We start from the raw sequence: 22,817 nt of genomic DNA, 5'->3' as shown, positions 1-22,817 counted from the left end.
GGGGCATGGTCGGCATCCGTCCCTTCCGCCCCGGCGACGAGGAAGCGCTCTACGAGGTGTGCCTGCGCACGGGCGACGACGGACAAGACGCCACGGCTCTCTATGACGACCCGCGACTGCTCGGCGGCGTGTTCGTCGGCCCGTACCTGCGCTTCTCGCCCGAGCTGGCCTGGGTGTACGCCGACGAGGCGGACGTGGCGCGCGCCTACGTGCTCGGGGTCGCCGACACGCGCGCCTTCGAGAGCGTGCTCGACGAGAGCTGGTGGCCCGAGCTGCGCGCGCGGCATCCGCTCGACGCGCTCCCCGCGAACCCGCACGACCGCGAGGTCGTCGAGCTCATCCACGCACCCGAGCGCCGTCCCGACGAGCTCGTCGCCGCCTACCCCGCGCATCTGCACATCGACCTCGCGCCCGAGGTGCAGGGCGGCGGGCGCGGCGGCGCGATGCTGCGCACCCTGCTCGACGCCCTCGCTGCGGCGGGCGCGCCAGGGGTGCACCTCGGCGTGGCCCGCCGCAACGAGCGGGCGATCGGGTTCTACGAGCATCTCGGCTTCGCTCCCAGCGAGGCGGGCTCGACGCGTGACGAGCTCGTCATGGTGCGGACGCTCTGACCTCGCCCTGCGGATCACTGCACCGAGCCCTCGGTGACCCCCGCGATGATCTGCTTGTGGAACACCGTGTACACGGCGATCACGGGCAGCGTGATCATCGAGAGCGCGGCGAACAGCATCGGATAGTCGGTGGCGTACTTGCCGATGAACGCCAGCAGACCGGCCGGGATGGTACGCAGGTCGTCGCTCGTGACGTACAGCAGGGCGAGCAGGAACTCGTTCCAGGTCGACAGGATCGAGAACACCGCGACCGTCGAGATGCCGGGAGCCATGAGCGGCAGCACGATCTGCACGAGCGTGCGGAAGTCGCCCGCTCCGTCCATGCGCGCCGCCTCGAAGATCTCCCGTGGCATCGAGTCGAGGTATCCCTTGAACAGGAAGACCGCGAGCGAGAGCCCGAGCCCGGCGTACGAGACGACGAGCACCCAGCGGGTGTCGAGCAGGTACACGGCGTCGAACAGACGCGCCTGCGCCGTCAGGTATGACTGCACGGGCAGCAGCAGACCGAGCACGAACGGCGCGAGCAGGAGCGCACTCCCCGGAACCGCAGCCGGCTGAAGGCGTAGGCGGCGGCGAGGCTCGCGATGAGGATGATCGTCACCGAGGTGACGGTCGTGAACAGGCTGTTGAGGATGTAGCCGCCGAGGTCACCGCGCTCCCACGCCTTGGCCCAGTTGCCGAAGTCGGGATCCGAGGGCAGGGCGAACGGCGCGTCGAAGATCTCGCGCTTCGTCTTGAACGACGACATCACCATCCAGCCCAGCGGCACGACATAGACGAGCGAGAGCACGACCATGACGGCGTGGTAGAGCGTGCGGCTCCCGACGATGCCCACCAGGGCGCCGCCGGAGGTCCGGGTGCGATCAGTACTCAATGCGCTCGCTCCCGTCCTTGGCCCGCATCTTCACGAGGAACAGCCCGAGCGCGACCACGACGATCGTCATGATCGTCGAGAGCGCGGCGCCGTATCCCAGGTCGCGGTACACGAACACCACCTGCACGAGGTAGGTCGTGATGATCTCGGTCGCGTGGTCCGGACCGCCGTTGGTCATGACATAGAACAGATCGAAGCTCTGGAAGCCGCCGGTCACGCACAGCAGCACGGCGACCTCGATCATGGGGCGGATCATCGGCACCTTGACGCTGAAGAAGATCCGCAGCTGGCTCGCGCCGTCGAGGCGAGCCGCCTCGACGAGGTTCTGCGGGATGCGCTGCAGCGCCGCATAGAAGATCGCCATGTAGAAGCCGGCATAGATCCAGCCCGACACGACGCTCACCGCGATGAGCGCGGTCGCGGGGTCGCCAAGCCACACGCGCGCGAGCCCGTCGAGCCCCACGGCGCGGAGGCCCGAGTTGATGAGCCCGATGTCGTCGCTGTAGACGAAGCCCCAGAGCACCGCGATGGCGATCATGGGCAAGGTCACCGGCACGAAGAACGCGACGCGGTAGAAGGCGGTGCGCCGGTTCGACATCGTCACGAGCCCCGCCAGCAGCAGGCCCACGAGCACCTCGAGCACGAGCGTGAGCGCGATGTAGCCGAAGGTGTTGCCGTACGCCCGCAGATAGATGTCATCGCGGAAGGCGCGCAGGAAGTTGTCGAAGCCGACGAAGCGCAGCGTGTCGGTGCCGCTCCACGAGGCGAAGCTCAAGGCGGTGTTCGCGACGACGGGCACGAGCACGACGAAGGCGAAGATGAGGATCGCCGGCGCCACCAGGAGGTAGGGCGACCAGGCGCGGGTGGGTCTCACAGGATGCTCCTCGGTTGCCGCGTGGGGCGGATCGCGTGATCCGCCCCACGCGCTGGGGGTCGTCGCTCAGCTCAGCGGGCGTCGATGCGCGCCTGCGCGGTGTCGAGCGCCTCCTGCGGGCTCGCGGTGCCGCCGATCACGGATGCTGCCGCCCCGTAGAAGAGCTCTGCGATCTCGAGGTCCGCGTAGTTGTCGGCGGGCACGACGAGCTCACCCGCGTTCGTGAGCAGCTCGGCGAGAGCGACCGTGCGCTCGTCGGCGTCGACACCCTCGAAGGGATCGTTGGCGAGCGGCACCAGTCCTGACTCCGCCCACATCTTGGTGCCCTCCGACGAGGCGACGAGCGCGAGGAACTCGAGGGTCTCGTCGATGTGGTCCGACTTCGCGTTCACCATGAAGCCCGTCGAGACGCCGAGCACGCTGTCCTGCGCGCCCTTGCCGTCCTCGAAGGCGGGGAGGTTGAAGTACGAGAAGTTCAGGCCGTCGGCGTTCTCCACGGCATCCGCCATGAGCCAGCTTCCGATCTGGTGGGTCGCGGCACGCTGCAGGAAGAACTGCGTCATCGCCTCGTCGTCGGCGAGCGCGTTGATGCTCGGGTTGACGTAGGGGGCGAGCTCGGCGATCTTCTCGAAGGCGCCGACCATCTCGGGCGAGTTCATGGGCGTCTCGCCGTTGATGACGGCGGCGTAGGCATCCTCGCCGATCATGCGCGACACGATGTGCGAGGCGATGCTGCCCACCGGCCACTGGTCCTTGTTCCCCTCGACGAGCGGCACGTAGCCGGCCGAGAGCATCTTCTTGTTGGCCGCGAGGTAGTCGTCCCACGTCTCGGGCACGTCGATCCCGAGCTCGTCGAAGACGTCGACGTCGTACCAGACGACGTTCGTGACGTCGCCGGTCCACGGCACCATGTAGATCCCGCTGCCGTCGACGTCCATGTTGTTGAAGGCACCTTCGTCGAAGCGGCCCTCGAAGAGCGGTCCTGCGAGGGCCTCGCTGATGTCGGCGCCGTCGCCGTCGGCGACGTGGCCGGCCATCCGGGCCCCCGACCACTCGAAGTAGGCGTCGGGCGCCTCGCGGCTCGAGAGCAGGGTGGCGAGGCCGGTCGTCTGGTAGACGTCGTCTTCCTGGATGACGATCTCGACGGTGCGGCCGGGGTACCTGTCCTCGTACTGCTCCTTGAGCACCTCGAAGTTGTTGTCGACGGCGTCTCCTGAGGAGCCCATCGCGACACGGATCGTCACCGCGTTCGGGTCGTCACTTCCCGGGGCGCACGCGGCGAGGCCGGCCACGACCACGAGAGCGGTTGCGGAGGCCAGCAGCGGACGGACATGAGCGACGTTGCGCATGTGGTCACCTTCCAAAGTTAGTAAAGTTTCCTATCTAGACGAGTAGATCCTAGTCGGACCGGTTCTGTCAATGCTGGAGACAGGCGCGGCGCCGTATCGCAACCGAGTCGATACCTTCGCCGCCGAAGGCCGCGGTCCGCTCAGCGCGCGCGCAGACCGCCCACCGCCGCGACGGCGTCGACCACCCGGTCGACGATCGAGTCCGCCTGCGTGAGCGTGATCTCGGCGGGCAAGGTGAACCGCACGGCCGTCTGAGCGACCTCGGGCGCGATGCCGAGCGCCAGCAGCACGGGAGAGGGCTCATCGCTGCCTGCCGCGCATGCCGAGCCCGAGGAGCACACGATGCCGCGACCCTCGAGCTCGAGCAGCACGGCCTCGCCGCTCGTCCCCGGGAAGCAGAAGGAGGCGTTGGCCGGCAGCCGATGCTCACGCGATCCCGTCAGCACGGCGCCCGGCACGCGTGCGAGCACCCCGTCGATGATCACGTCGCGCGCCTCGCTCACGCGGGCCTTCTGGCCTCGCTCGAGAGAGGTGAGCGCGAGCGCCGTGGCGAGCCCCACGACGCCCGCGACGTTCTCGGTGCCCGAACGGCGACCGCGCTCCTGGCCGCCGCCGTGCAGCAGCGGCTCGAGAGGCAGAGAGCCGCGCACTGCGAGGGCGCCGGTCCCCTTGGGCGCGCCGAGCTTGTGCCCGGCGATGCTCACCGCATCGACACCGAGCGATGCCAGCCCGACCTCGAGAGCGTCGGCCGACTGCACGGCGTCGCTGTGCATCGGCACACCGGCGGCTCGCGCCACCGCGACGAGCTCGCGGATGGGCTGCACCGTGCCGATCTCGTTGTTGGCGTGCTGGATGCTCACGAGCGTCGTGTCGGGGCGCAGCGCCCGCTCCAGATCCTCGGGCGACACCCGCCCCTCGCCGTCGACCGGCAGCTCGGTCACGTCGAAGCCGTGCAGGCGCTTCAGGTAGTCCGCGGACTCCCGCACCGCCTCGTGCTCGATCCGTGTCGTCACGAGATGACGCCCGCGCGGATCACCGAGGGCGATGCCCTTGATCGCGAGGTTGTCGGCCTCGGTGCCGCCGGAGGTGAAGACGACCTCGGAGGGGCGGCATCCGAGCTGCTCCGCCACCGTGGCACGCGCCGCCTGCACCGCGTGGGCGGCGCGTTCGCCGAGCTGGTGATGGCTCGAGGGGTTGCCGAACTCGCCCGTGAGATACGGCCACATCGCCTCGAGCACCTCGCGGCGCACGGGCGTGGTCGCGGCGGTGTCGAGGTAGAGCAGCTCGTCCACGGCGGGGCCTGTCAGCCGGCCACCGCGACGTCGAGGCCGAGGTCGAGAGCGCGCACGCTGTGGGTGAGCGCACCCACCGAGATCACATCGACACCGGTTTCAGCGATCGACCGCACTGTGTCGAGATTCACTCCCCGGACGCCTCGACGATCGCGCGGCCCGCGACGATCGCGAGACCTTCGCGCAGCTCATCGGGGGTGAAGTTGTCGAGCATGATCGTGTCGACGCCTGCCGACACGACCTCCTCGATCTGCTCGATGCGGTCGACCTCCACCTCGAGATGCACGGTGTGGCCGAGCCCCGCCCGAGCGCGGCGGATCGCCTCGCCGATCGGCACACCGGACGCCGCGAGCACCGCGAGATGGTTGTCCTTGGCCATGACGGCGTCTGAGAGCGAGAAGCGGTGGTTGTGGCCGCCACCGTCACGCACGGCCTGTCGCTCGAGGATGCGCAGCCCCGGCGTGGTCTTGCGGGTGTCGACGATGCGCGCCCCGGTTCCCGCGACCGCCTCGACGTAGCGCGCCGTCAGCGTGGCGATGCCGCTCATCCGCTGCACGAGGTTGAGGGCGATCCGCTCGGCGCGCAGCACGCCACGCGCCGTGCCGTCGACGCGCGCGAGCACCGCACCCGGTGCGAACGGCTCGCCGTCGTCGAGGCCGAGCTCGACGGTCGTCGCGTCGTCGACGAGCTCGAAGACGCGCGCGAACACCTCGCCGCCCGAGAGCACGCCCGGCTCGCGCGCCACGAGCGCGGCGGATGCCGTGGCTCCGGCGGGCAGGAACGCCTCGCTCGTGACGTCGCCCCACGGCGCGTCTTCGGCGAGGGCCCGCCGGATGATGTCGTCGATCTGCGCGCTCATGCGGGCACCTCCTGGGCGATGACGGCGGGTTGCAGGGTCCACACGAGCGAGTGCCGCCACTCCTCGCGGGTCTCGGGAACGTCAATGCGATCGTGCGCGCCGCGCGACTCCTCGCGCACGAGGGCGGCGCGCGCCACGAGCCGGGCGAGGTCGAGCAGATTGCGCTCCTCGAGAGACGGCACCGAGCTGCCCTCGACCGTCCAGCCCGCGAGGGTGTCGAGAGCCGCGCGCAGTGTCGTCGCGTCGCGCTCGAGGCCCACGGCCGCCCACATGAGGTTCTGGATGTCGGCCCGGGTGGGGCACACCGCTGGTTGAGGAGCCACCGCAGGCGGCGTCTCGAAACCAGCTCGCAGCACGGTCGACACGTGGTCTCGAGACGCGCGCGGCTGCGCCGACCGCTCCTCGACCGACTCGAGCGCATCCACCGCCCGCCACGCGAAGACGAGCGACTCGAGCAGCGAGTTCGACGCCAGCCGATTGGCGCCGTGCACCCCCGTGCATGCCGCCTCGCCGACAGCGTAGAGGCCGGGCAGGCTCGTGCGACCGTGCAGATCGGTGCGCACCCCGCCCATCCAGTAGTGGGCGGCGGGAGTGACGGGCACGGGCTCGCGCGTCCAGTCGAAGCCGTTCTCGAGCGTCACCCGCGTGATGCTGGGGAAGCGCTCGGCGAGGAACCCCGCGCCCTTCTCACGTTCGAGTCCCGTCGCATCGAGCAGCACGGGTTTCCCGCCCTGCCGGGCCATCGCCGCGGCGATGCCTCGCGCGACGACGTCGCGAGGGGCCAGCTCGCCATCCGGATGCACGTCGAACATGAAGCGCCGGCCGGTCTCGTCGAGCAGCACGGCCCCCTCGCCCCGTACGGCCTCCGACACGAGCGGGCTGCCGGGCACCGCGAGGGCCGTCGGGTGGAACTGGTAGAACTCGACATCGGCGAGCTCGGCTCCGGCGCGCCACGCCGCGGCGATGCCGTCGCCCGTCGTCACCGCGGGGTTCGTCGTGTGGCGGTAAAGCTGACCCGCGCCGCCCGAGGCGAGCACCACGGCATCCGCATCGATGCGCAGCGCCGCACCGGTCGGCCCGACCGCCTCGATGCCGACGACCCGCCCCTCACGCACCAGGATCTCGCGCATGAAGGTGTGCTCGTGCACCTCGACGGCGATGGCCCGCACGGCGCGCAGCAGGGCGACCTCGATCGCCAGCCCCGTCGCATCCCCGCCCGCGTGGATCACGCGACGGGCCGAGTGCGCCGCTTCATGGCCGCGCGACAGCTCGCCTGAGGCGTCGCGGTCGAACTCGACGCCCAGCGCGATGAGGTCGCGAACACGCTGCGGCCCCTCGGTGCACAGCACCTCGACAGCCGCCGGGTCGCACAGCCCCGCGCCCGCGCTCAGCGTGTCGGCGATGTGGGACGCGGCAGAGTCGTCGGGGAAGAGCGCGGCGGCGATCCCGCCCTGGGCGTATTTCGTGTTCGACTCGGCGAGCTCCGCCTTGGTGACGAGCACGACGTCGTGCCGAGCGCTCGCCCGGTAGGCCGCGATGAGTCCGGCGATGCCGGTTCCGACCACGACGACGCGCATCAGCTCTTCGGCTTCGCGTCGAGCATGCGCTGCAGAGCGATGCGCGCATAGCCGGCCACCTCATCCGGAACCTGGATGCGGTTGAGCGTCTCGCCGGCCACCAAACCCTCGAGCACCCACGCGAGGTAGCCCGGGTGGATGCGGTACATCGTCGAGCACGGGCACACCACGGGGTCGAGGCAGAAGATCGTGTGCTCGGGGTGCTCGGCAGCGAGGCGGTTGACCATGTTGATCTCGGTGCCGATCGCGAAGGTGGTCGGCTCGGTGGCGGCCTCGACCGCCTTGCGGATGTAGTCGGTCGAACCCGACTCGTCGGCCACGTCGACGACGGGCATGGGGCACTCGGGGTGCACGATCACCCGGACCCCGGGGAACTCGGCGCGCGCCTGCTCCACCTGCTCCACGGTGAACCGCTTGTGCACCGAGCAGAAGCCGTGCCACAGGATCACCTGCGCATCGAGCAGGTCGTCGCCCGCGTTGCCGCCGAGCGGCTTGCGGGGGTTCCACATGGGCATCGCCTCGAGCGGCACGCCCATCTTCTTGGCGGTGTTGCGGCCGAGGTGCTGGTCGGGGAAGAACAGCACGCGCTGCCCGCGCTCGAAGGCCCACTCGAGCACGGTCTCGGCGTTCGAGCTCGTGCACACGATGCCTCCGTGACGACCGCAGAACGCCTTGAGAGCGGCCGAGGAGTTCATGTACGTGACGGGGATCACCGGCGCACGCCCGTCGGCATCCGGCTCGGTTCCGTAGAGGGCCTCGAGCTGCTCCCAGCACTCCTCGACGGAGTCGATGTCGGCCATGTCGGCCATCGAGCAGCCGGCCGCCAGATTCGGCAGGATCACGGCCTGATCGGGCTTCGCCAGGATGTCGGCCGTCTCGGCCATGAAGTGCACGCCGCAGAACACGATCGCCTCGGCGTTCGGCACCGTCTGCGCGGCGTTGGCAAGCTGGAAGGAGTCCCCCAGGAAGTCGGCGTACTGCACGACCTCGTCACGCTGGTAGAAGTGCCCCAGCACGACGACGCGGTCACCGAGGGCCGCCTTGGCGGCCAGGATGCGCTCGTGCAGCTCGTCGGCCGACGCGCGCTGGTACTCCACCGGCAACCCGCCCTGCCGCGGCGATCCGGCCGGGATCACATCCCCCATCGAGGAGCCCGGCCCATATTGCGTCACGCCGTCGAACTCCCACGGTGCTTGGGCGAGCGCGGGGCTGCACGCCGAGGCGCGTTTGCCCGAGGCATCCCGCCCCGTGGTGCGGATCAGCTGGATGGTCGAATCGACGGATGCCACGATCTTTCTTCTCTCTCGGCTCTCGGGTGGGGAGGCGGTCAGCGGATGCCGGCCGAGGTCAGGGGCCCGTTGTCGACGAGCTGCACGGACGCGTCGTAGCGGTACAGCCGCGGCGGACGGTGGCGACCGCCCGTGACGTGCTGCCCGGTCGGCACGACGGCGCGACTCGCCTCGATCTGGCGACGGAAGTTCGCCGGATCGAGCGGCTTCTGCAGCACGATCTCGTGCACCTGGCGCAGCTCGGCGAGCGTGAAGGTGGGCCCGAGGAAGGCGTGCGCGATGCGCGAGTACTCCAGCTTGGTACGCAGGCGCCAGAGCGCGTAGCCGACGATGAGGTTGTGATCGAAGGCGAGTTGGGGCAGCTCGTCGGCCTCGAACCAGGCGACGTTCTCGCCCTCGGCGGCGAGCTCAGCCTCGTCAGTGCGCACGAGAGCCCAGTAGACGACCGAGACGACACGACCGGAGGGCGAACGGTCGGGCTCGCCGAAGCAGTACAGCTGCTCGAGGTAGGCGGGTGACAGACCGGTGGTCTCGGCGAGCTTGCGTGCGGCCGTGTCGGCGAGACTCTCCGCGGCATCGGCTGCACCGCCGGGCAGCGCCCAGCGCCCTTCGAAGGGGTCGCGCGTGCGGCGAACGAGAGGGATCGAGAGCACCAGGTGACCGGCAGCATCCGGTCGCAGCGCGAAGATCACGGTCGACACCGCGAGGTCGATGGCTGCGCTCATGAGGGGGCTTTCTGTAAAGGTCAGAGTGACCAGAACAAATCATAGCACTTCGGGTAACCATGACCCCAACTGACGGTCTCGCACAAACGCTGTAGCGTTTCGCCACCCGCGACAGGAATGAGCGGCGCGCGGGGCCAGGCGCTACAGCGTTTGCCGCTTACCGGGAGGGGTGGTCGCCGGCGTAGGGCGCGAGAGACTCGTCGAGGGGAATCTGACCGGCCGTGGCGAAGACGTTCATCGCGACGGTCTGCCCCGCGAACGCCACGAGCATGAGGCGCAGCTTCGGTGAGAAGGCCTGCTCGAGACGCGCGCGGAACTCCGTCGGCAGATCGCGCGGCGGCGTGGCGAGCAGTCGCCCCCAGTCGAGCAGCAGCTGCTCGCTCTCGGTGACCTCGGGGCTGTCGGGATCATCCCCCGACTCCACGAGCACGCGACGGAACGAAGCGGAGCACACGACGCATCCGCTGGCATCCGAGATCGCGTAGGCGAAGAGCGACACCGCACGTTCGCCGATGTAGGGCTCGAGCTCGTCCTTGAGCGTGTACCAGCCCATGTAGGCGTCGAAGCTCGGCACGTGGCCGAGCAGCGTGCGCATCGTATTGCTGATGCGCCCACCGTGCTGCTCGACCTGTCGTTCGGCCGCCGCGAGCGCGTCGGCCGTGAGCTCCGCATCCGATGACAGCGGCAGGAACGTCATGCGCCCAGCCTAGGACGCGCGCACCGGCTTGCGACTAGGCCGCGACGCGTGCCGCCGCACTCGGGATGGGGTCGACCTCGTCGAACACCCCGCGGCGGATCGCCTGGAACACCTCGACCGCGGCCTCGGCGAGCCGGCCGTGCCCCTTGAGCATCGCCCGGCGCACGCGCAGATCGTCGTGGATCGAGAGGGCACCCTCGCGCTCGACGATGCGCGCACCGAGCGAGCGAGCCCACGCCGCGGTCATGTCGGCGACCAACGGATCGGCAGAGACGACGCGCACGCCGTCGCCCCGGCTGAACGGACGCGTGCGCACGAGGGCACGCGCCACGAGGCCGGGGCCGAGGTACGAGACGACCTGCTCGTCGGTGATCCAACGCGGCACCCCGAGCACGTCACGTTGGGGGCGCAGCAGCAGTTCGCCGAGCTCCTCCCCGAGTCGCGCCACGCGACGCGATCGCGCGGCGCGAAGCCGTTCGTGTCAGGGCCGGCGGCATCCACGGTGCCGACGACGAAGCCCCGGCCCCGGAGGGTCGGGCGCAGGCGGAGGACGCCCGTGGTCGGGCGCGGGATGGCGATTCGGGTAGTCATGTCTCCATTCACAACAGACCTCGTGTCCGGAACATTCCCGTGCACGGGCTGTATGCGGGCTCCGAACTACACGAACAGCTTTCCGGGGTTGAGGATTCCCTGCGGGTCGAAGACCTGCTTGATGCGTCGCTGCAGCTCGTACGAATCGTCGCCGAGCTCGTCGCGCAGCCAGCGGCGTTTCAGCAGACCGACGCCGTGCTCCCCGGTGAGTGTGCCGCCCAGGCGGAGGCACTCGCGGAAGAGATCGTCGGCCGCGGCCCACACGCGCTCCGGCACGGCGTCGGGGTCGGCGGGGTCCGGCTGGAAGACGAAGTTCGGATGCAGGTTGCCGTCACCGGCATGCGCGACCGTCGGGATCGGGATGCCGTGCTCGCGCTCGATGCGCGTGATCGCCGCGAACATGTCGGCAAGCGCACTGCGCGGCACCGCGACGTCTTCGATGAGCACGGTGCCGCGGCGCTCCATGGCCGGGTGGAAGGCGCGGCGGATCGCGAACAGCTGCTCCCCCACCTCGGCATCTGCCGCGAGTTCTGCGCTGCCGCCGTGGGCGTGCACGATCGCGAGCGCGGCATCCGCTTCGGCGACAGCGCCCGGCCCGTCGGTCTGAATCAACAGCTGAGCTCCGCGCCCGCCGAGTTCCCGCCCGAGCAGTTCGCCGATCGCCTCGAGCGCCGAGGCATCCAGGAGTTCGAGCGCCGCGGGACGGATGCCGGCCGCGGTGATCGCGGACGACGCGCGCGCCGCGGCCTCGACATCCGGAAACGCCGCGCTGATCGTCGAGATGCCACCGCGTTCGAGGGCCGCAGACGCAGGGTGGCCTCGACGACGACTCCGAGTGTGCCCTCGGAACCGATGAGGAGCGCCGTGAGGTCGTACCCGGTGACGCCCTTGACGGTGCGGTGCCCCGTGCGGATCACGCGGCCATCCGCGAGCACGACCGTGAGGCCGAGCACGGCTTCGCGCGTCACCCCGTACTTGACGCACATGAGGCCGCCGGCGTTGGTGGCGATGTTGCCGCCGATCGTCGAGATCGCCCGGCTCGCGGGGTCCGGCGCGTACCAGAGGCCGTGCGGGGCGAGCGCCGCGTTGAGGTCGCCGTTCAGCACGCCCGCCTCGACGACGGCGAGTTCGTCGGCGGCGTCGATCCGCAGGATGCGCGTCATGCGCGCGGTCGAGACCACGAGTTCGCCGGACGCGGCGATCGCACCGCCCGCGAGGCCGGTGCCCGCGCCGCGCGGCACGACGGGCACCCCGTGGGCGCCGGCCCAGCGCAGCGCGGCCTGCACGTGGGCGATCTCCCGCGCCTCGACGAGGGCGAGCGGCGCGGACCCGGAGCGCTGCCCCGACTTGTCGGCGCGCAGCGCGTCGAGTGTCGCGCGATCCGTCACGAGCACGTCCCCGAGTTCCGCCCGCAGCTCATCCAGCACCGTCCGAGCGTATCGCCGCGGTCATGTCGGAAAACCGCGAGTCCGCGTCGGCGGCTCGTGCGAGGGTGGAGCCGTGAGCGACGATACCGGGCTGTTCGAGATGCGTTACCGCGCGCTCGCGTCGCGCGATGCGCGCTTCGACGGCCAGTTCATCGCGGGGGTGCGCACCACCGGCATCTACTGCCGTCCGAGCTGCCCGGCGGTCACCCCCAAGCCCGGGAACGTGACGTTCTACCGCACCGCCGCCGCCGCGCACGAGGCGGGGCTCCGCGCCTGCAAACGCTGCCAGCCGGATGCGATCCCCGGCTCCCCGGACTGGAATCTTCGCGACGACCTCGCCGCGCGTGCCATGCGGCTCGTTCAGGACGGCGTCGTCGAGCGCGAAGGGGTCGAGGGCCTCGCTCAGCGGCTCGGCTACTCGAGCAGGCACCTGACGCGCGTGCTGACCGCCGAGTTGGGGGCCGGCCCGCTCGCGCTCGCCCGTGCCCACCGAGCGCAGACCGCGCGCACGCTGCTCGCCTCCACCGAGCTGTCGATCGCCGGCGTCGCGTTCGCCGCGGGCTTCGGGAGCCTGCGCCAGTTCAACGACACCATCGCCGAGATCTATCGTGCGACCCCGAGCGAACTGCGCGCCCTCAGCCGCCGCGGCCGCGCGGGCGTCACACCTCCGCCGTCGTCCGCCGAGTCGTTCCTCCCGGGCACCCTGTCGCTGCGCCTCGCGGCGCGCGCCCCCTGGATCACACCGGGCTCTTCCGGTTCTTCGCCGACCATGCCATCCCCGGCCTCGAGCACGGCGACGAGGATCACTTCGCCCGCCCCGTGCTGCTGCCCGGCGGCCCTGCCCAGCTCGAGGTGCGCGCGGATGCGAGCGACGGCGGCCTCACGGCCACGGTGCGCCTCAGCAGGCTCGCCGACATCGGAACCGCGGTGTCCCGCATCCGCCGTGCCTTCGATCTCGACGCGGATGCCGTGGCGATCGACGCGGCGCTCTCGGCCGATCCCGTGCTCGCCCCGCTCGTGACGGCCGCGCCGGGCATCCGCATCGCGGGCTCGTTCGACCCCGTCGAGGCCCTGTTCCGCACCCTCGTGGGCCAGCAGATCTCGGTCGCTGCGGCCCGCACCGCCCTCGGGCGCCTCGTCGCCGACCTCGGCGACGGCGTCTTCCCGAGTGTCGAGGCGATCGCGACCCACGGTCGCGAGGTGCTGCGCGGTCCGGTGAGCCGGATCGAGGCGATCGTCGGAGTCGCGGAGGCCCTTGCCGACGGGAGCCTCGTGCTCGACATCGGCATGCCGCTCGCCGAGTTCCGTGCCGCCCTGCTGGCCCAACGCGGGATCGGTCCGTGGACCGCCGATTACCTTGCGATGCGCGCGCTCGGTGCTCCCGACGTGCTGCCCGTCGACGACCTCGTCATCCGGCAGAGCGCGGCCGCCCTCGGGATCGCGGGCGATCGCGCGGGGCTCGTGCGGGCCGCCCGGAGCTGGTCGCCGTGGCGCAGTTACGCGGCATTGCACCTGTGGCGCGCGCGGCCCGCACGCACGGTGCCCCGTCGGGCGTAGTGTGTGACGCCATGACGACGGTCTCGGTGGTGATCCCTGCGCGCGACGACGCGGAGATGCTCGAGGTGTGCCTGGCGGCCCTCGCACGGCAGTCCCGGCCCGCCGACGAGATCATCGTCGTCGACAACGGGAGCACGGACTCCACGGCCCTCGTGGCCCGGGCCGCCGGCGCGCGCGTCGTGCCCGAGCCGGTGCCGGGAATCCCCCAGGCGGCATCCGCGGGGTACGACGCCGCGACGAGCGAGCTCATCGCACGCCTCGACGCCGACAGCGTGCCGCCACCGGACTGGATCGCTCACGCCGTGGAACGCTTCGAGCACGAACCGCACCTCTCGGTGCTCACCGGCATCGGGAACTTCTACGGTTCCACCCCCGTCGTGCACACCTTGGGTCGCGTCGTCTACCTCGGCGGCATGCTCGTCTCACTCACCCCGTATCTCGGGCATCCGCCGATCTTCGGCTCCAACTTCGTGATGCGGCGCGAGGTCTGGCGCGAGCTCTCCGGCGAGGTGCATCGCACCCAGCGCGAGATCCACGACGATCTCGACCTCAGCCTCCACATCAAGCCGTGGATGGAGGTCGCCTACGACCCGAACTGGCGCGTCGCCATCTCGGCTCGCCCCTTTGCGACCTTCTCGGGCCTCAAGCGTCGGGTGAGCTGGGTCGTGCCGACCCTGCGCAACCACTGGCCGGAGGATGCGCCGTGGGCCCGTCGGGCGGCCCGTCGTCGCTGGCGTGCCGCGCAGGAGCCACCCGAACGCATGCGCCGCGCCTCCTGACGCGACTCAGCCCGCGTCGGTCTCCTCGAAGAGGCGCAGCATGTCACGCACGAGCTGATGCGGAGTCGTCTCACACGGGCTGTGGCCCGTGCGGTAGACGGCGATCCGCGCGCCGAGGCGCTCGGCGAGGGCGGCGTACCGAGCAACGGGCCAGAGATCATGCTCGCTCGTGGCGACGAGGCATCGCGTGCCGGTGGCACGCACCGCGGGTGCGACATCCGGGGCGTGCTTCATGAGGTCGACGATGTCATCGATGCAGCTGCGCCGGGTGAGGGCGAAGCGCGAGCGCACGAACGCGAGGCGAGAGGGGCCCACCTTGTTGAGGTTCGAGCGGATGCCCCACAGCATGAGCGCCGCGCCCGCGCGCGGGCCGATCGCGGGCGAGAGCCAGCCGATGCGCTTGACGTGGCGATAGGAGTTGCCCGGATCGGGCGGCGTGGTGAGCAGCGTGAGGCTGCGCACGAGCTCGGGGCGCCGGGCGGTCACGAGCTGCGCCACGATGCCTGCGAACGAGTAGCCCAGCAGATGCGCCGGCGTCCCCGCCGCGAGCAGGGCGACGAGGTCGTCGACGAAGAGCTCGTAGTCGTAGCGGCCGCCGGGCGGCGGCCCGGCCTCGGCGGACTCGTAGTTGCCCGCGAGGTCGTAGGCCTGCACGAAGTAGCCCGCGCCGGCCAGCAGCGGCAGCATGAGGGCGAAGTCCTCTTTGGATCCGGTGGCCCCCGGCACGAGCACGACGCGCGGATGCGTGGGATCCCCCAGCGAGACGAGCGCAAGCGGTCCACTCGGTGCCGGGAACACGGACGACACCGCGCCGGGAAGGGGAGCTGCCCAGTCGGTCTCGCCGATCGCCGCGTCGCGTTCGACCGCGTCGTCGAAGGGCTGACCTCGGGCTACCACGCGACACACCATAACGGTCGTGTCGCTGTCCTAGGGTGAGCGCATGGCGCGTGACGATGACGCTGCACCGGCGGACGGCCGCGACGAGACCGAGAACGAGCGACTCGATCGCAATTGGGGCGAGATCCTCCAGGAATTGCGCGTCGTGCAGACCGGCACCCAGATCCTCACGGGCTTCCTTCTGGCGATCGCGTTCCAGCAGCGCTTCGACGAACTCACGGGCTACGAGATCGTCGTGTACCTCGTGCTCGTCTGCATGGCAGCACTCGCCACCCTGCTCGCGCTCACACCCGTGAGCATGCACCGCGCGCTCTTCCGCCAGCGCGCCAAGAAGCAGCTCGTCGAGACCGGGAATCGGCTGCTCATCGTGACGCTGGCCGCCGTGCTGCTGACCCTCGCGGGAACCGCTCTGCTGATCTTCGACATGGTCCTGGGCACCGCCGGGGATCGTCGCGGGAGTCGCGGTGCTCGGGCTCGGCGCACTCGCGTGGTTCGCGCTGCCCGCGATGCACCGGATCCGCACGCGGCGGCACGAGTGATGGACTCCCAGGCAGAGCGGCCCACCGCGCGGCTGCCCCGCGGCAGCTGGCGGCTCGCCGTGCGGCGCGCCTGGCACGGCTTCGTGCGGCATCGCGGCATCGATGCGGCGGCGGCGCTCACCTTCTTCACGACCCTCGCAGCGTTTCCTGCGGCGCTGGCCGTGGCATCCGCGTTCGCTCTCGCGGGAGACCGCAAGCGCGCCGTGAGCGATCTGCTGGCGATCGCCAACACGCTGCTGCCCGAGGATGTCGCCGCATCCCTTGCCGACGCCTTCGGCGAGCTGCTGAGCCTCTCGAACGCCGGGCTCGCGCTCACCGCCGCGCTCGTGCTGCTGCTGTGGACCGCATCCGGATACGCGACGGCGTTCGGGCGCGCAGTCAACGCCGTCTACGAGGTGCAGGAGGGCCGGCCGTTCTGGACGTTCCGCGGTCGGATGCTGCTCGTCGCCGCGGTGCTCGTGGTCGTGGCGACCCTGATGCTGTTCGCCCTGCTCGCGACGCCCGAAGCGGCCGACGACATCCTCGGCCGTCGTGGCCTTGCGCCCGTAATCACGACCGTCTGGGCCATCGCCCGGTGGCCTCTCGTGCTCGTGCTCGCGGTGATCTTCGTGGCGGTGCTCTACACGCTGACCCCCAACGTGCGCCACGCCCGTATCGTGTGGGCGAGCGTCGGCACCGTCTTCGCCCTCTCGACGTGGGCTCTCGGCACGGCAGGCTACGCGCTCTACGTGGTGCTCATCGGCGCCTACGGGGCGCTCTACGGCTCGATCGGCACCCTGCTCGTCGCGTTGCTCTGGGGCTATCTCACCAACCTCGCGCTCGTGGCGGGCGCCGAGCTCGACGCCGAGTTCGTTCGCCTGCGTCAGCTCGCGCGCGGTATCGACGCGACCGAGGCGATTCAGATGCCCGTGCGCGATGTCACGCGCGATCACTGGATCGCGCGCCAACGTCACGAGGACGTCTCGGCGTCGCGGCGCATCCTGGAGGCGGCCCGTCAGGAACACGACACGGACGAGTAGCACGAGGTCTCTCCGCACGGAACCCCTTGAGGCCGCACCCGCGCGCGGGTGTGCTGGGGGCATGAGCGACGATACCCTGAGCAACCCCGTGACGCGGTACCGCACCGAGGCGTTCCCCCGGCAGGAACAGGAACAGCCCGGCCTCACCGGCCGCACCGATCCCACGCCCGACCATGGCGAGGAGAGCTACCGCGGATCCGGGCGGTTGGCAGGGATGCGCGCCCTCATCACGGGAGGCGATTCGGGCATCGGCCGCGCCGTCGCCATCGCCTACGCGCGTGAGGGGGCGGACGTGGCCATCTCCTACCTCCCCGAGGAGGAGGACGACGCGCGCGACACCGCGCAGTGGATCGAGAAAGCCGGCCGAGTCGCCGTGCGGATGCCCGGCGACGTGCGCAGCGAGGACCAGTGCGCGCAGCTCGTGGAACGCACGGTGAGCGAACTCGGCGGACTCGACATCCTCGTGCTCAACGCCGGCTACCAGGAGAACCGTGACGGCCTCGAGAACATCCCGACCGCCGAGATCGAGCGGGTCTTCGACACCAACCTCTTCGCCCCGATGTGGATCGCCCGTGCCGCGATCCCGCATCTGAAGCCGGGGGCGTCGATCATCACGACCTCGTCGATCCAGGCGTTCAACCCGTCGCCGAAGCTCATCGACTACGCCATGACGAAGGCCGCGCAGGTCGCGTTCACGCGGGCACTCGCCCAGGAGCTCGGCGAGCGCGGTATCCGCGTCAACGCCGTGGCCCCCGGGCCGATCTGGACCCCCTCATCCCGGCCACGAGCTGGCCGGACTCGTTGCCCGAGTTCGGTCAGGACACGCCCCTCGGACGAGCCGGGCAGCCCGCCGAGCTCGCTCCGGCCTACGTCTTCCTCGCGTCCCCTGAGGCCTCCTACGTCTCCGGGGCGATCGTGCCCGTCACGGGCGGAAAGGGGCTCTGATGCCTGGATCGCGGAACAACTCCCTCAAGAAGCCGGAGATGTACGAGGAACTGCGCAAGGACGGCGCGAGCAAGGAGAAGGCAGCGCGCATCTCCAACGCCGCGGCGGCTCGAGGCACGAAGGCCGTCGGCCGCAAGGGCGGCAAGGCGGAGGACTACGACGACCGCACCGTCGGCGAACTGCGTTCGCGTGCCAAGGAGCTGGGATTGCACGGGTACTCCGACAAGAAGAAGTCGGAACTCATCGACCTGCTGCGCAACCACTGATCAGCGGCGGAATCGCGCCACCCGCTGATTGAGTAGCGGCGTAGCCGCGTATCGAAATCCCGCGAATACGGTCCCACCTCAGTAGATGAAGATCGGGATCCAGCCGGGATTGTGCGCGTGCACGATCGCGAGGAACACGATCGCGTCGAACAGCAGGTGCACGATCAGCACGTAGCCGAGCGAGCGGGTACGTGCGAACAGGTACCCCTGCAGCAGCGCGAACGGGAAGGTGAGCAGCGGGCCCCACGCCCGGTAACCCAGCTCCCACAGGAACGAGACGAAGATCACGGCCTGGATGAGGTTCGCCGGCAGCACCGGGAAGTGGCGCCTGAGCAGCGCGAAGCACGTGCAGATGAAGAACAGCTCGTCCCAGGTGCCCACCGCGTTGACGCCCACGAAGAAGCGGCCGAGCTCCGACAGGTCGGTGATGTGCGGCCAGTTCTGGTATGCCCCGGACCGGATGAAGTAGAACGGCAGGATGAGCCAGCCCAAGAACGGCACGGCGAAGAGATAGGCGAGTTCGAGCCGCGTCTTCTTCTGGCGGCTACGCCACGGAAAGCGGATGGCGCGGCGCTTCAGCAGGAACCGATCGAGCAGGAACGGCACGGTCACCGCGAGCGCGAGCACGGTGCCGATGCGGAAGAACGAGCCCCATTCGACATCCGCTTCGACTGAGGTCGACGACACGATCGCGATGCCGACGCCGATGAGGGTGAGATCGGCGCCGAGCTCGCGATCCATCCACCAGCCGAGGCCGACCGCGGCGACCAGCAGCAGGTGACCCCAGCCCGGCAGCTGGAACCCGAAGAGCACGAGCGCGGATGCCGCGACGCCCGCCGCGGGAATGAGCGCGCGGCGGCTCCAAGGAGTGGGTGACACAGAGCCAGCATGTCAGTGGTGGTTTCGAGACGCCGCCTTCGGCGCCTCCTCAACCACCGGATCCCCGTGGAGGTGGCTGAGGAGCGCCCGCGAAGCGGACGCGTCTCGAAGCCTCCGGCTACGCCGACTTCGTCTTCTTCGCGGCAGGCTTCTTGGCGGCAGGCCTCTTCTTCGCGGGTGCCTTCTTCGCGGGCGCCTTCTTCGCGGCGGCCTTCTTGGCGGGTACCTTCGCCGCCGGGGCGTCTCCCCACGGCGCTTCTCGACCGAGCGCTTGAGCGCCTCCATGAGGTCGAGCACCTCGCCGCCTCCCTCGGTCTCGCGGCCGAAGGTCGCCTCGGTGTCGAGGGCGTCGCCCTGTTCGAGCTTCGCCTCGACGAGGGTGCGCAGTTGCTCCTGGTAGTCGTCGGTGAACTTCTCGGGCGTGAAGTCGGACGCGAAGCTCTCGACGAGCTGCCGCGACATCTTCAGTTCGGCATCCGTGATCTTGGGCGACTCGTCGAGCTCGGGGAACCGCGCCTCGCGCACCTCGTCGTCCCACAACAGCGTCTGCAGGGTCAGCACGCCGTCACGCACGCGCAGCGCAGCGAGGCGGGTCTTCTGCCGCAGGGCGAACTTCACGATCGCGGTGCGATCCGACTCCTCGAGCGTGCGCATGAGCAGCACGTACGCCTTCGTCGACTTAGAGTCGGGCGCCAGGTAGTAGCTCTTGTCGAGCATGATCGGATCGATCTGAGTGGTCGGCACGAACTCCACGACATCGATGTCGCGCGAGCGCTCCACGGGAAGGGCCGCGAAGTCGTCGGGCGTCAGGATGACCGTCTGCTCGCCGTCGACGTAGGCCTTGGCGATGTGCTCGTAGTCGACGGTCTCGCCGTCGATCTCGCACACGCGCTTGTAGCGGATGCGTCCGCCGTCCTTGTCGTGCACCTGGTGCAGCGGAACGTCGTGGTCCTCGGTCGCCGAGTACAGCTTGATCGGCACGTTCACGAGGCCGAAGCTGAGCGAGCCCTTCCAGATGGAGCGCATCCCGTCATTCTCGCGTGGAATGTGGACAGTGTGAACCCCGTTGTCCGGGCGGGATCACGCGGGTTAGGGTGCCCGGATGGTCCCCCGAGCGATCGAAGCGCCGAACAGTACGTGAGCGTCGGCGGCCACCGGCTGCGTATCACCCACCTCGACAAGGTGATGTACCCCGAGACGGGCACCACCAAGGCCGACGTCATCGACTACTACACGCGCGTGGCCGACTACCTCATCCCGCACGCGAAGGACCGTCCGGCGACCCGCAAGCGCTGGGTCTCGGGGGTGGGGACGGCCGAGAAGGCCGGGCAGGTGTTCTTCGAGAAGAACCTGCCGGATTCCGCGCCCAGCTGGGTTCCGCGTCGCGAGATCCAGCACAGCGATCACGTCAACACCTACCCGCTCGTCAACGACCTCGCCACCCTCGTGTGGATCGCGCAGCAGAACGCGCTCGAGATCCACGTTCCGCAGTGGCGCTTCGGGCGGGGCGGAACCCGTCGCAACCCCGACCGCATGGTGCTCGACCTCGACCCCGGCGAGGGCGCGGGACTGCCCGAGTGCGTCGAGGTGGCCAAGCTCGTGCGCGAGATCCTCGGTGACATGGGGCTCGACCCGATGCCCGTCACGAGCGGCAGCAAGGGCATCCACCTCTACGCCGCACTCGACGGAACCCAGTCGAGCGATGAGGTCTCGGCGGTAGCGAAGGAACTCGCCCGCGCGCTCGAGGCCGACCACCCCGACCTCGTGGTGAGCGACATGAAGAAGGCGCTGCGGGGCGGCAAGGTGCTGCTCGACTGGAGCCAGAACAACGGCAGCAAGACGACGATCGTGCCCTACTCGCTACGCGGCAGGCTGCGCCCCACCGTCGCTGCTCCTCGCACCTGGCGGGAGCTCAGCTCGCCGAACCTGCGCCACCTCGAGTATCACGAGGTGCTCGAGCGCCTGAGCGCGAAAGGAGACCCGCTCGCCGAACTCTCGGCGAGCCATCCACCTCGGAAATGACGTCGACGAACGGCTCGGCACCTACCGCTCGATGCGAGATGCCGCCAAGACCCCGGAGCCGATGGGTGAGCAGGCGGATGCCGCATCCGGTTCCGCGCCGAGCTTCGTGATCCAGGAGCACCACGCCACGCGCCTGCACCACGACTTCCGACTGGAGCGCGACGGCGTGCTCGTGTCGTGGGCGCTGCCGAAGGGGTTGCCGACCGACCCGGGTGTCAACCACCTCGCGGTACAGACCGAGGATCATCCGCTCGCCTACGGCTCCTTCGAGGGCACCATCCCGAAGGGCGAGTACGGGGCGGGCACCGTGACCATCTGGGATTCCGGCACCTACGACCTCGAGAAGTGGCGCGAGGGCCAGGAGGTCATCGTGACCATCCACGGGCATCAGCACGGCTCGCACCGGCTCGCGCTCATCCGCACCGGGGGCGACGACGACAAGCCGCAGTGGCTCATCCATCTCATGAAAGACCAGACGCCGCATCCGGAGCACGACGGCAGCGAGCCGTATCGCAAGCCGCCGAGCACCTCGCCGGGCCGAGGTCTGCGCCGCGGCAAGACGGTCGTCGGCACGCGCACCCGGAGCGCCGGCACCGTGCACCCCATGCTCGCAACCGCGGCAGAGCCCTCCGAACTCCGCGACCGTGACGGATGGCGCTTCGAGATGAAGTGGGACGGCTTCCGCGCCGTCGCGCGCGTCGCCGGCGACGAGGTGACCTTCACCTCGCGCAACGGTCTCGACCTCACGCCGACCTTCCCCGAGCTCGCGGTGCTCGCCGAAGCCGTGCGCGGTGACGTGGTGCTCGACGGCGAGATCGTGGCCCCCGACGAGGGCGGCGTGCCGCGCTTCGGGCGCATCCAGCAGCGTGCCGGACTCACCAACCCGCGCGATGTCGAGCGCGCGCGCAAGGCCGTCGGCGTCGAGTACTACGTGTTCGATGTGCTCGAGGAGGGCGGGCGCTCGCTCACCTCGCTGCCCTACACCGAGCGCCGTGCGCGCCTCGAGCGTCTCGTGCGCGAGAACGACCTCATCCGCGTGCCCCCGGAGGCGGGCGACGATCTCGAGGCCGCGCTCGCGACGAGCCGCGAACTCGGGCTCGAGGGCGTCATGGCCAAGCGTGCCGATTCGCCGTATCGCGAAGGGCGGCGCAGCCGCGATTGGCTGAAGTTCCGCCACACCCGCGCGCAGGAGGTCGTCGTGGCGGGCTGGCGCCCCGGCAACGGTGTGCGGGCCGACACGATCGGCTCGCTGCTGTTGGCGATCCCGGATGCCGACGGTGCGTTGCGCTATGCCGGTCGCGTCGGAACCGGCTTCAGCGACCGCGATCTCACCGCCGCACGAAAGCGCCTCGACGCCATCGTGACCGACGCCGCGGAGATCGAGGGCGTTCCGCGTGCCGACGCGCGCGATGCCCACTGGGTGCGACCCGAGCTCGTCGGAGAGGTCGAGTACAGCGAGGCGACCGGGGACGGACGCCTGCGGCATCCGGTCTGGCGTGGCTGGCGTTTCGACAAGTCCCCCACCGAGGTGCGGTGGGAGCGCACAATGGAATCAGGCACGGTGGGATGAGGGAAGGAGAGCACGCATGGACCGCGACACGATCGACTACGAGCCGAACCCCGAGGACGAGCGCCCCGTCCCTCTCGACGAGGAGGAGCCGTCGCCCCCGCCCACCCTCGACCCGGACGAGCAGGTCGAGGAGGACGAGGACGACGACGTGCCGCTCGACGACGAGCGGCCGGTCTGAG

The 22,817-nt window shown here is 70.1% G+C and carries 17 protein-coding genes and 6 pseudogenes; 8 read left to right on the top strand and 15 right to left on the bottom strand.

Annotated elements, in window-relative coordinates:
• Nucleotides 1-5 precede the first annotated feature (5 nt).
• Complete coding sequence (locus QQK29_RS13470) at nt 6-611, top strand: GNAT family N-acetyltransferase (RefSeq protein ID WP_284301011.1); 606 nt, start codon at nt 6-8, stop codon at nt 609-611.
• 14 nt (nt 612-625) lie between these two features.
• On the opposite strand, the gene QQK29_RS13465 is transcribed toward QQK29_RS13470, so the two are convergent.
• The 12 genes and pseudogenes from QQK29_RS13465 to QQK29_RS13410 form a co-directional block, all read right to left on the bottom strand.
• Nucleotides 626-1,102 carry a carbohydrate ABC transporter permease gene (locus QQK29_RS13465; RefSeq protein WP_284301009.1) on the bottom strand — a complete coding sequence of 159 codons (477 nt, stop codon included), beginning with the start codon at nt 1,100-1,102 and terminating at the stop codon, nt 626-628.
• Complete coding sequence (locus QQK29_RS13460; RefSeq protein ID WP_284301007.1) at nt 1,087-1,446, bottom strand: ABC transporter permease family protein; 360 nt, start codon at nt 1,444-1,446, stop codon at nt 1,087-1,089. Before QQK29_RS13460 ends, QQK29_RS13465 begins: the two co-directional genes overlap by 16 nt.
• 28 nt (nt 1,447-1,474) lie before the next feature.
• Complete coding sequence (locus tag QQK29_RS13455; protein ID WP_284301004.1) at nt 1,475-2,359, bottom strand: carbohydrate ABC transporter permease; 885 nt, start codon at nt 2,357-2,359, stop codon at nt 1,475-1,477.
• A 71-nt stretch (nt 2,360-2,430) separates the two neighbouring features.
• Complete coding sequence (locus QQK29_RS13450; protein ID WP_284301002.1) at nt 2,431-3,708, bottom strand: ABC transporter substrate-binding protein; 1,278 nt, start codon at nt 3,706-3,708, stop codon at nt 2,431-2,433.
• A gap of 140 nt (nt 3,709-3,848) precedes the next feature.
• Nucleotides 3,849-4,991, bottom strand: coding sequence for a cysteine desulfurase family protein (locus tag QQK29_RS13445; RefSeq protein ID WP_284301975.1), 1,143 nt, complete (start codon nt 4,989-4,991; stop codon nt 3,849-3,851).
• A 20-nt stretch (nt 4,992-5,011) separates the two neighbouring features.
• Nucleotides 5,012-5,859 (bottom strand): annotated as a pseudogene (gene nadC, locus QQK29_RS13440) (carboxylating nicotinate-nucleotide diphosphorylase).
• On the bottom strand, nt 5,856-7,436 hold the full coding sequence (gene nadB / locus QQK29_RS13435; protein WP_284301000.1) for an L-aspartate oxidase: 1,581 nt from the start codon (nt 7,434-7,436) through the stop codon (nt 5,856-5,858). Before nadB ends, nadC begins: the two are co-directional and overlap by 4 nt.
• Nucleotides 7,436-8,725 (bottom strand): quinolinate synthase NadA, encoded by a 1,290-nt coding sequence (gene nadA / locus QQK29_RS13430; protein WP_284300998.1) that lies wholly within the window; start codon nt 8,723-8,725, stop codon nt 7,436-7,438. The genes nadB and nadA overlap by 1 nt, the downstream gene beginning before the upstream one ends.
• Before the next feature lie 38 nt (nt 8,726-8,763).
• Nucleotides 8,764-9,450: an NUDIX hydrolase gene (locus QQK29_RS13425; RefSeq protein ID WP_284300996.1), complete on the bottom strand. Its 687-nt coding sequence runs from the start codon at nt 9,448-9,450 to the stop codon at nt 8,764-8,766.
• Nucleotides 9,451-9,607: 157 nt separating this feature from the next.
• Nucleotides 9,608-10,147: a hypothetical protein gene (locus QQK29_RS13420; protein WP_284300994.1), complete on the bottom strand. Its 540-nt coding sequence runs from the start codon at nt 10,145-10,147 to the stop codon at nt 9,608-9,610.
• Between the two features lie 34 nt (nt 10,148-10,181).
• Nucleotides 10,182-10,595, bottom strand: coding sequence for a hypothetical protein (locus tag QQK29_RS13415; RefSeq protein ID WP_284300992.1), 414 nt, complete (start codon nt 10,593-10,595; stop codon nt 10,182-10,184).
• 209 nt (nt 10,596-10,804) lie between these two features.
• A pseudogene (locus tag QQK29_RS13410) lies at nt 10,805-12,165 on the bottom strand (FAD-binding oxidoreductase).
• Between the two features lie 100 nt (nt 12,166-12,265).
• On the opposite strand from QQK29_RS13410, the pseudogene QQK29_RS13405 reads away from it, so the two are divergent.
• Together QQK29_RS13405 and QQK29_RS13400 are read left to right on the top strand one after the other, a co-directional pair.
• Nucleotides 12,266-13,722, top strand: a pseudogene (locus tag QQK29_RS13405) (DNA-3-methyladenine glycosylase 2 family protein).
• Between the two features lie 11 nt (nt 13,723-13,733).
• The gene (locus QQK29_RS13400; RefSeq protein ID WP_284300991.1) at nt 13,734-14,501 is read left to right on the top strand and encodes a glycosyltransferase family 2 protein; all 768 of its coding nucleotides are present in this window, start codon (nt 13,734-13,736) and stop codon (nt 14,499-14,501) included.
• 6 nt (nt 14,502-14,507) lie between these two features.
• On the opposite strand, the gene QQK29_RS13395 is transcribed toward QQK29_RS13400, so the two are convergent.
• The gene (locus QQK29_RS13395; RefSeq protein WP_284300989.1) at nt 14,508-15,398 is read right to left on the bottom strand and encodes an alpha/beta fold hydrolase; all 891 of its coding nucleotides are present in this window, start codon (nt 15,396-15,398) and stop codon (nt 14,508-14,510) included.
• A 43-nt stretch (nt 15,399-15,441) separates the two neighbouring features.
• On the opposite strand from QQK29_RS13395, the gene QQK29_RS13390 reads away from it, so the two are divergent.
• The 3 genes and pseudogenes from QQK29_RS13390 to QQK29_RS13380 all read left to right on the top strand — a co-directional run bounded on the left by QQK29_RS13390 (nt 15,442) and on the right by QQK29_RS13380 (nt 18,167).
• Entirely contained in the window at nt 15,442-16,956 is a 1,515-nt protein-coding gene (locus QQK29_RS13390) for a DUF6328 family protein (RefSeq protein WP_284300987.1), read from the top strand.
• A 61-nt stretch (nt 16,957-17,017) separates the two neighbouring features.
• Nucleotides 17,018-17,901: pseudogene (locus tag QQK29_RS13385) on the top strand (SDR family oxidoreductase).
• Nucleotides 17,901-18,167 (top strand): DUF7218 family protein, encoded by a 267-nt coding sequence (locus QQK29_RS13380; RefSeq protein ID WP_284300985.1) that lies wholly within the window; start codon nt 17,901-17,903, stop codon nt 18,165-18,167. Before QQK29_RS13385 ends, QQK29_RS13380 begins: the two are co-directional and overlap by 1 nt.
• A 78-nt stretch (nt 18,168-18,245) precedes the next feature.
• Here the strand turns inward: QQK29_RS13380 and QQK29_RS13375 are convergent, their stop codons facing one another.
• Nucleotides 18,246-19,046, bottom strand: coding sequence for a CPBP family intramembrane glutamic endopeptidase (locus tag QQK29_RS13375; RefSeq protein ID WP_284300983.1), 801 nt, complete (start codon nt 19,044-19,046; stop codon nt 18,246-18,248).
• A gap of 118 nt (nt 19,047-19,164) precedes the next feature.
• A pseudogene (gene ku / locus QQK29_RS13370) lies at nt 19,165-20,072 on the bottom strand (non-homologous end joining protein Ku).
• Between the two features lie 159 nt (nt 20,073-20,231).
• On the opposite strand from ku, the pseudogene QQK29_RS13365 reads away from it, so the two are divergent.
• A pseudogene (locus tag QQK29_RS13365) lies at nt 20,232-22,638 on the top strand (ATP-dependent DNA ligase).
• Between the two features lie 16 nt (nt 22,639-22,654).
• Nucleotides 22,655-22,816: a hypothetical protein gene (locus tag QQK29_RS13360; protein WP_284300981.1), complete on the top strand. Its 162-nt coding sequence runs from the start codon at nt 22,655-22,657 to the stop codon at nt 22,814-22,816.
• The last annotated feature ends 1 nt before the right edge of the window (nt 22,817 follow it).

The sequence above is a fragment of the Homoserinibacter gongjuensis genome (genome assembly GCF_030161875.1).
Classification (GTDB): Bacteria; Actinomycetota; Actinomycetes; order Actinomycetales; family Microbacteriaceae; genus Homoserinibacter; species Homoserinibacter gongjuensis.
This window is presented reverse-complemented; position numbering and strand designations above follow the sequence as displayed.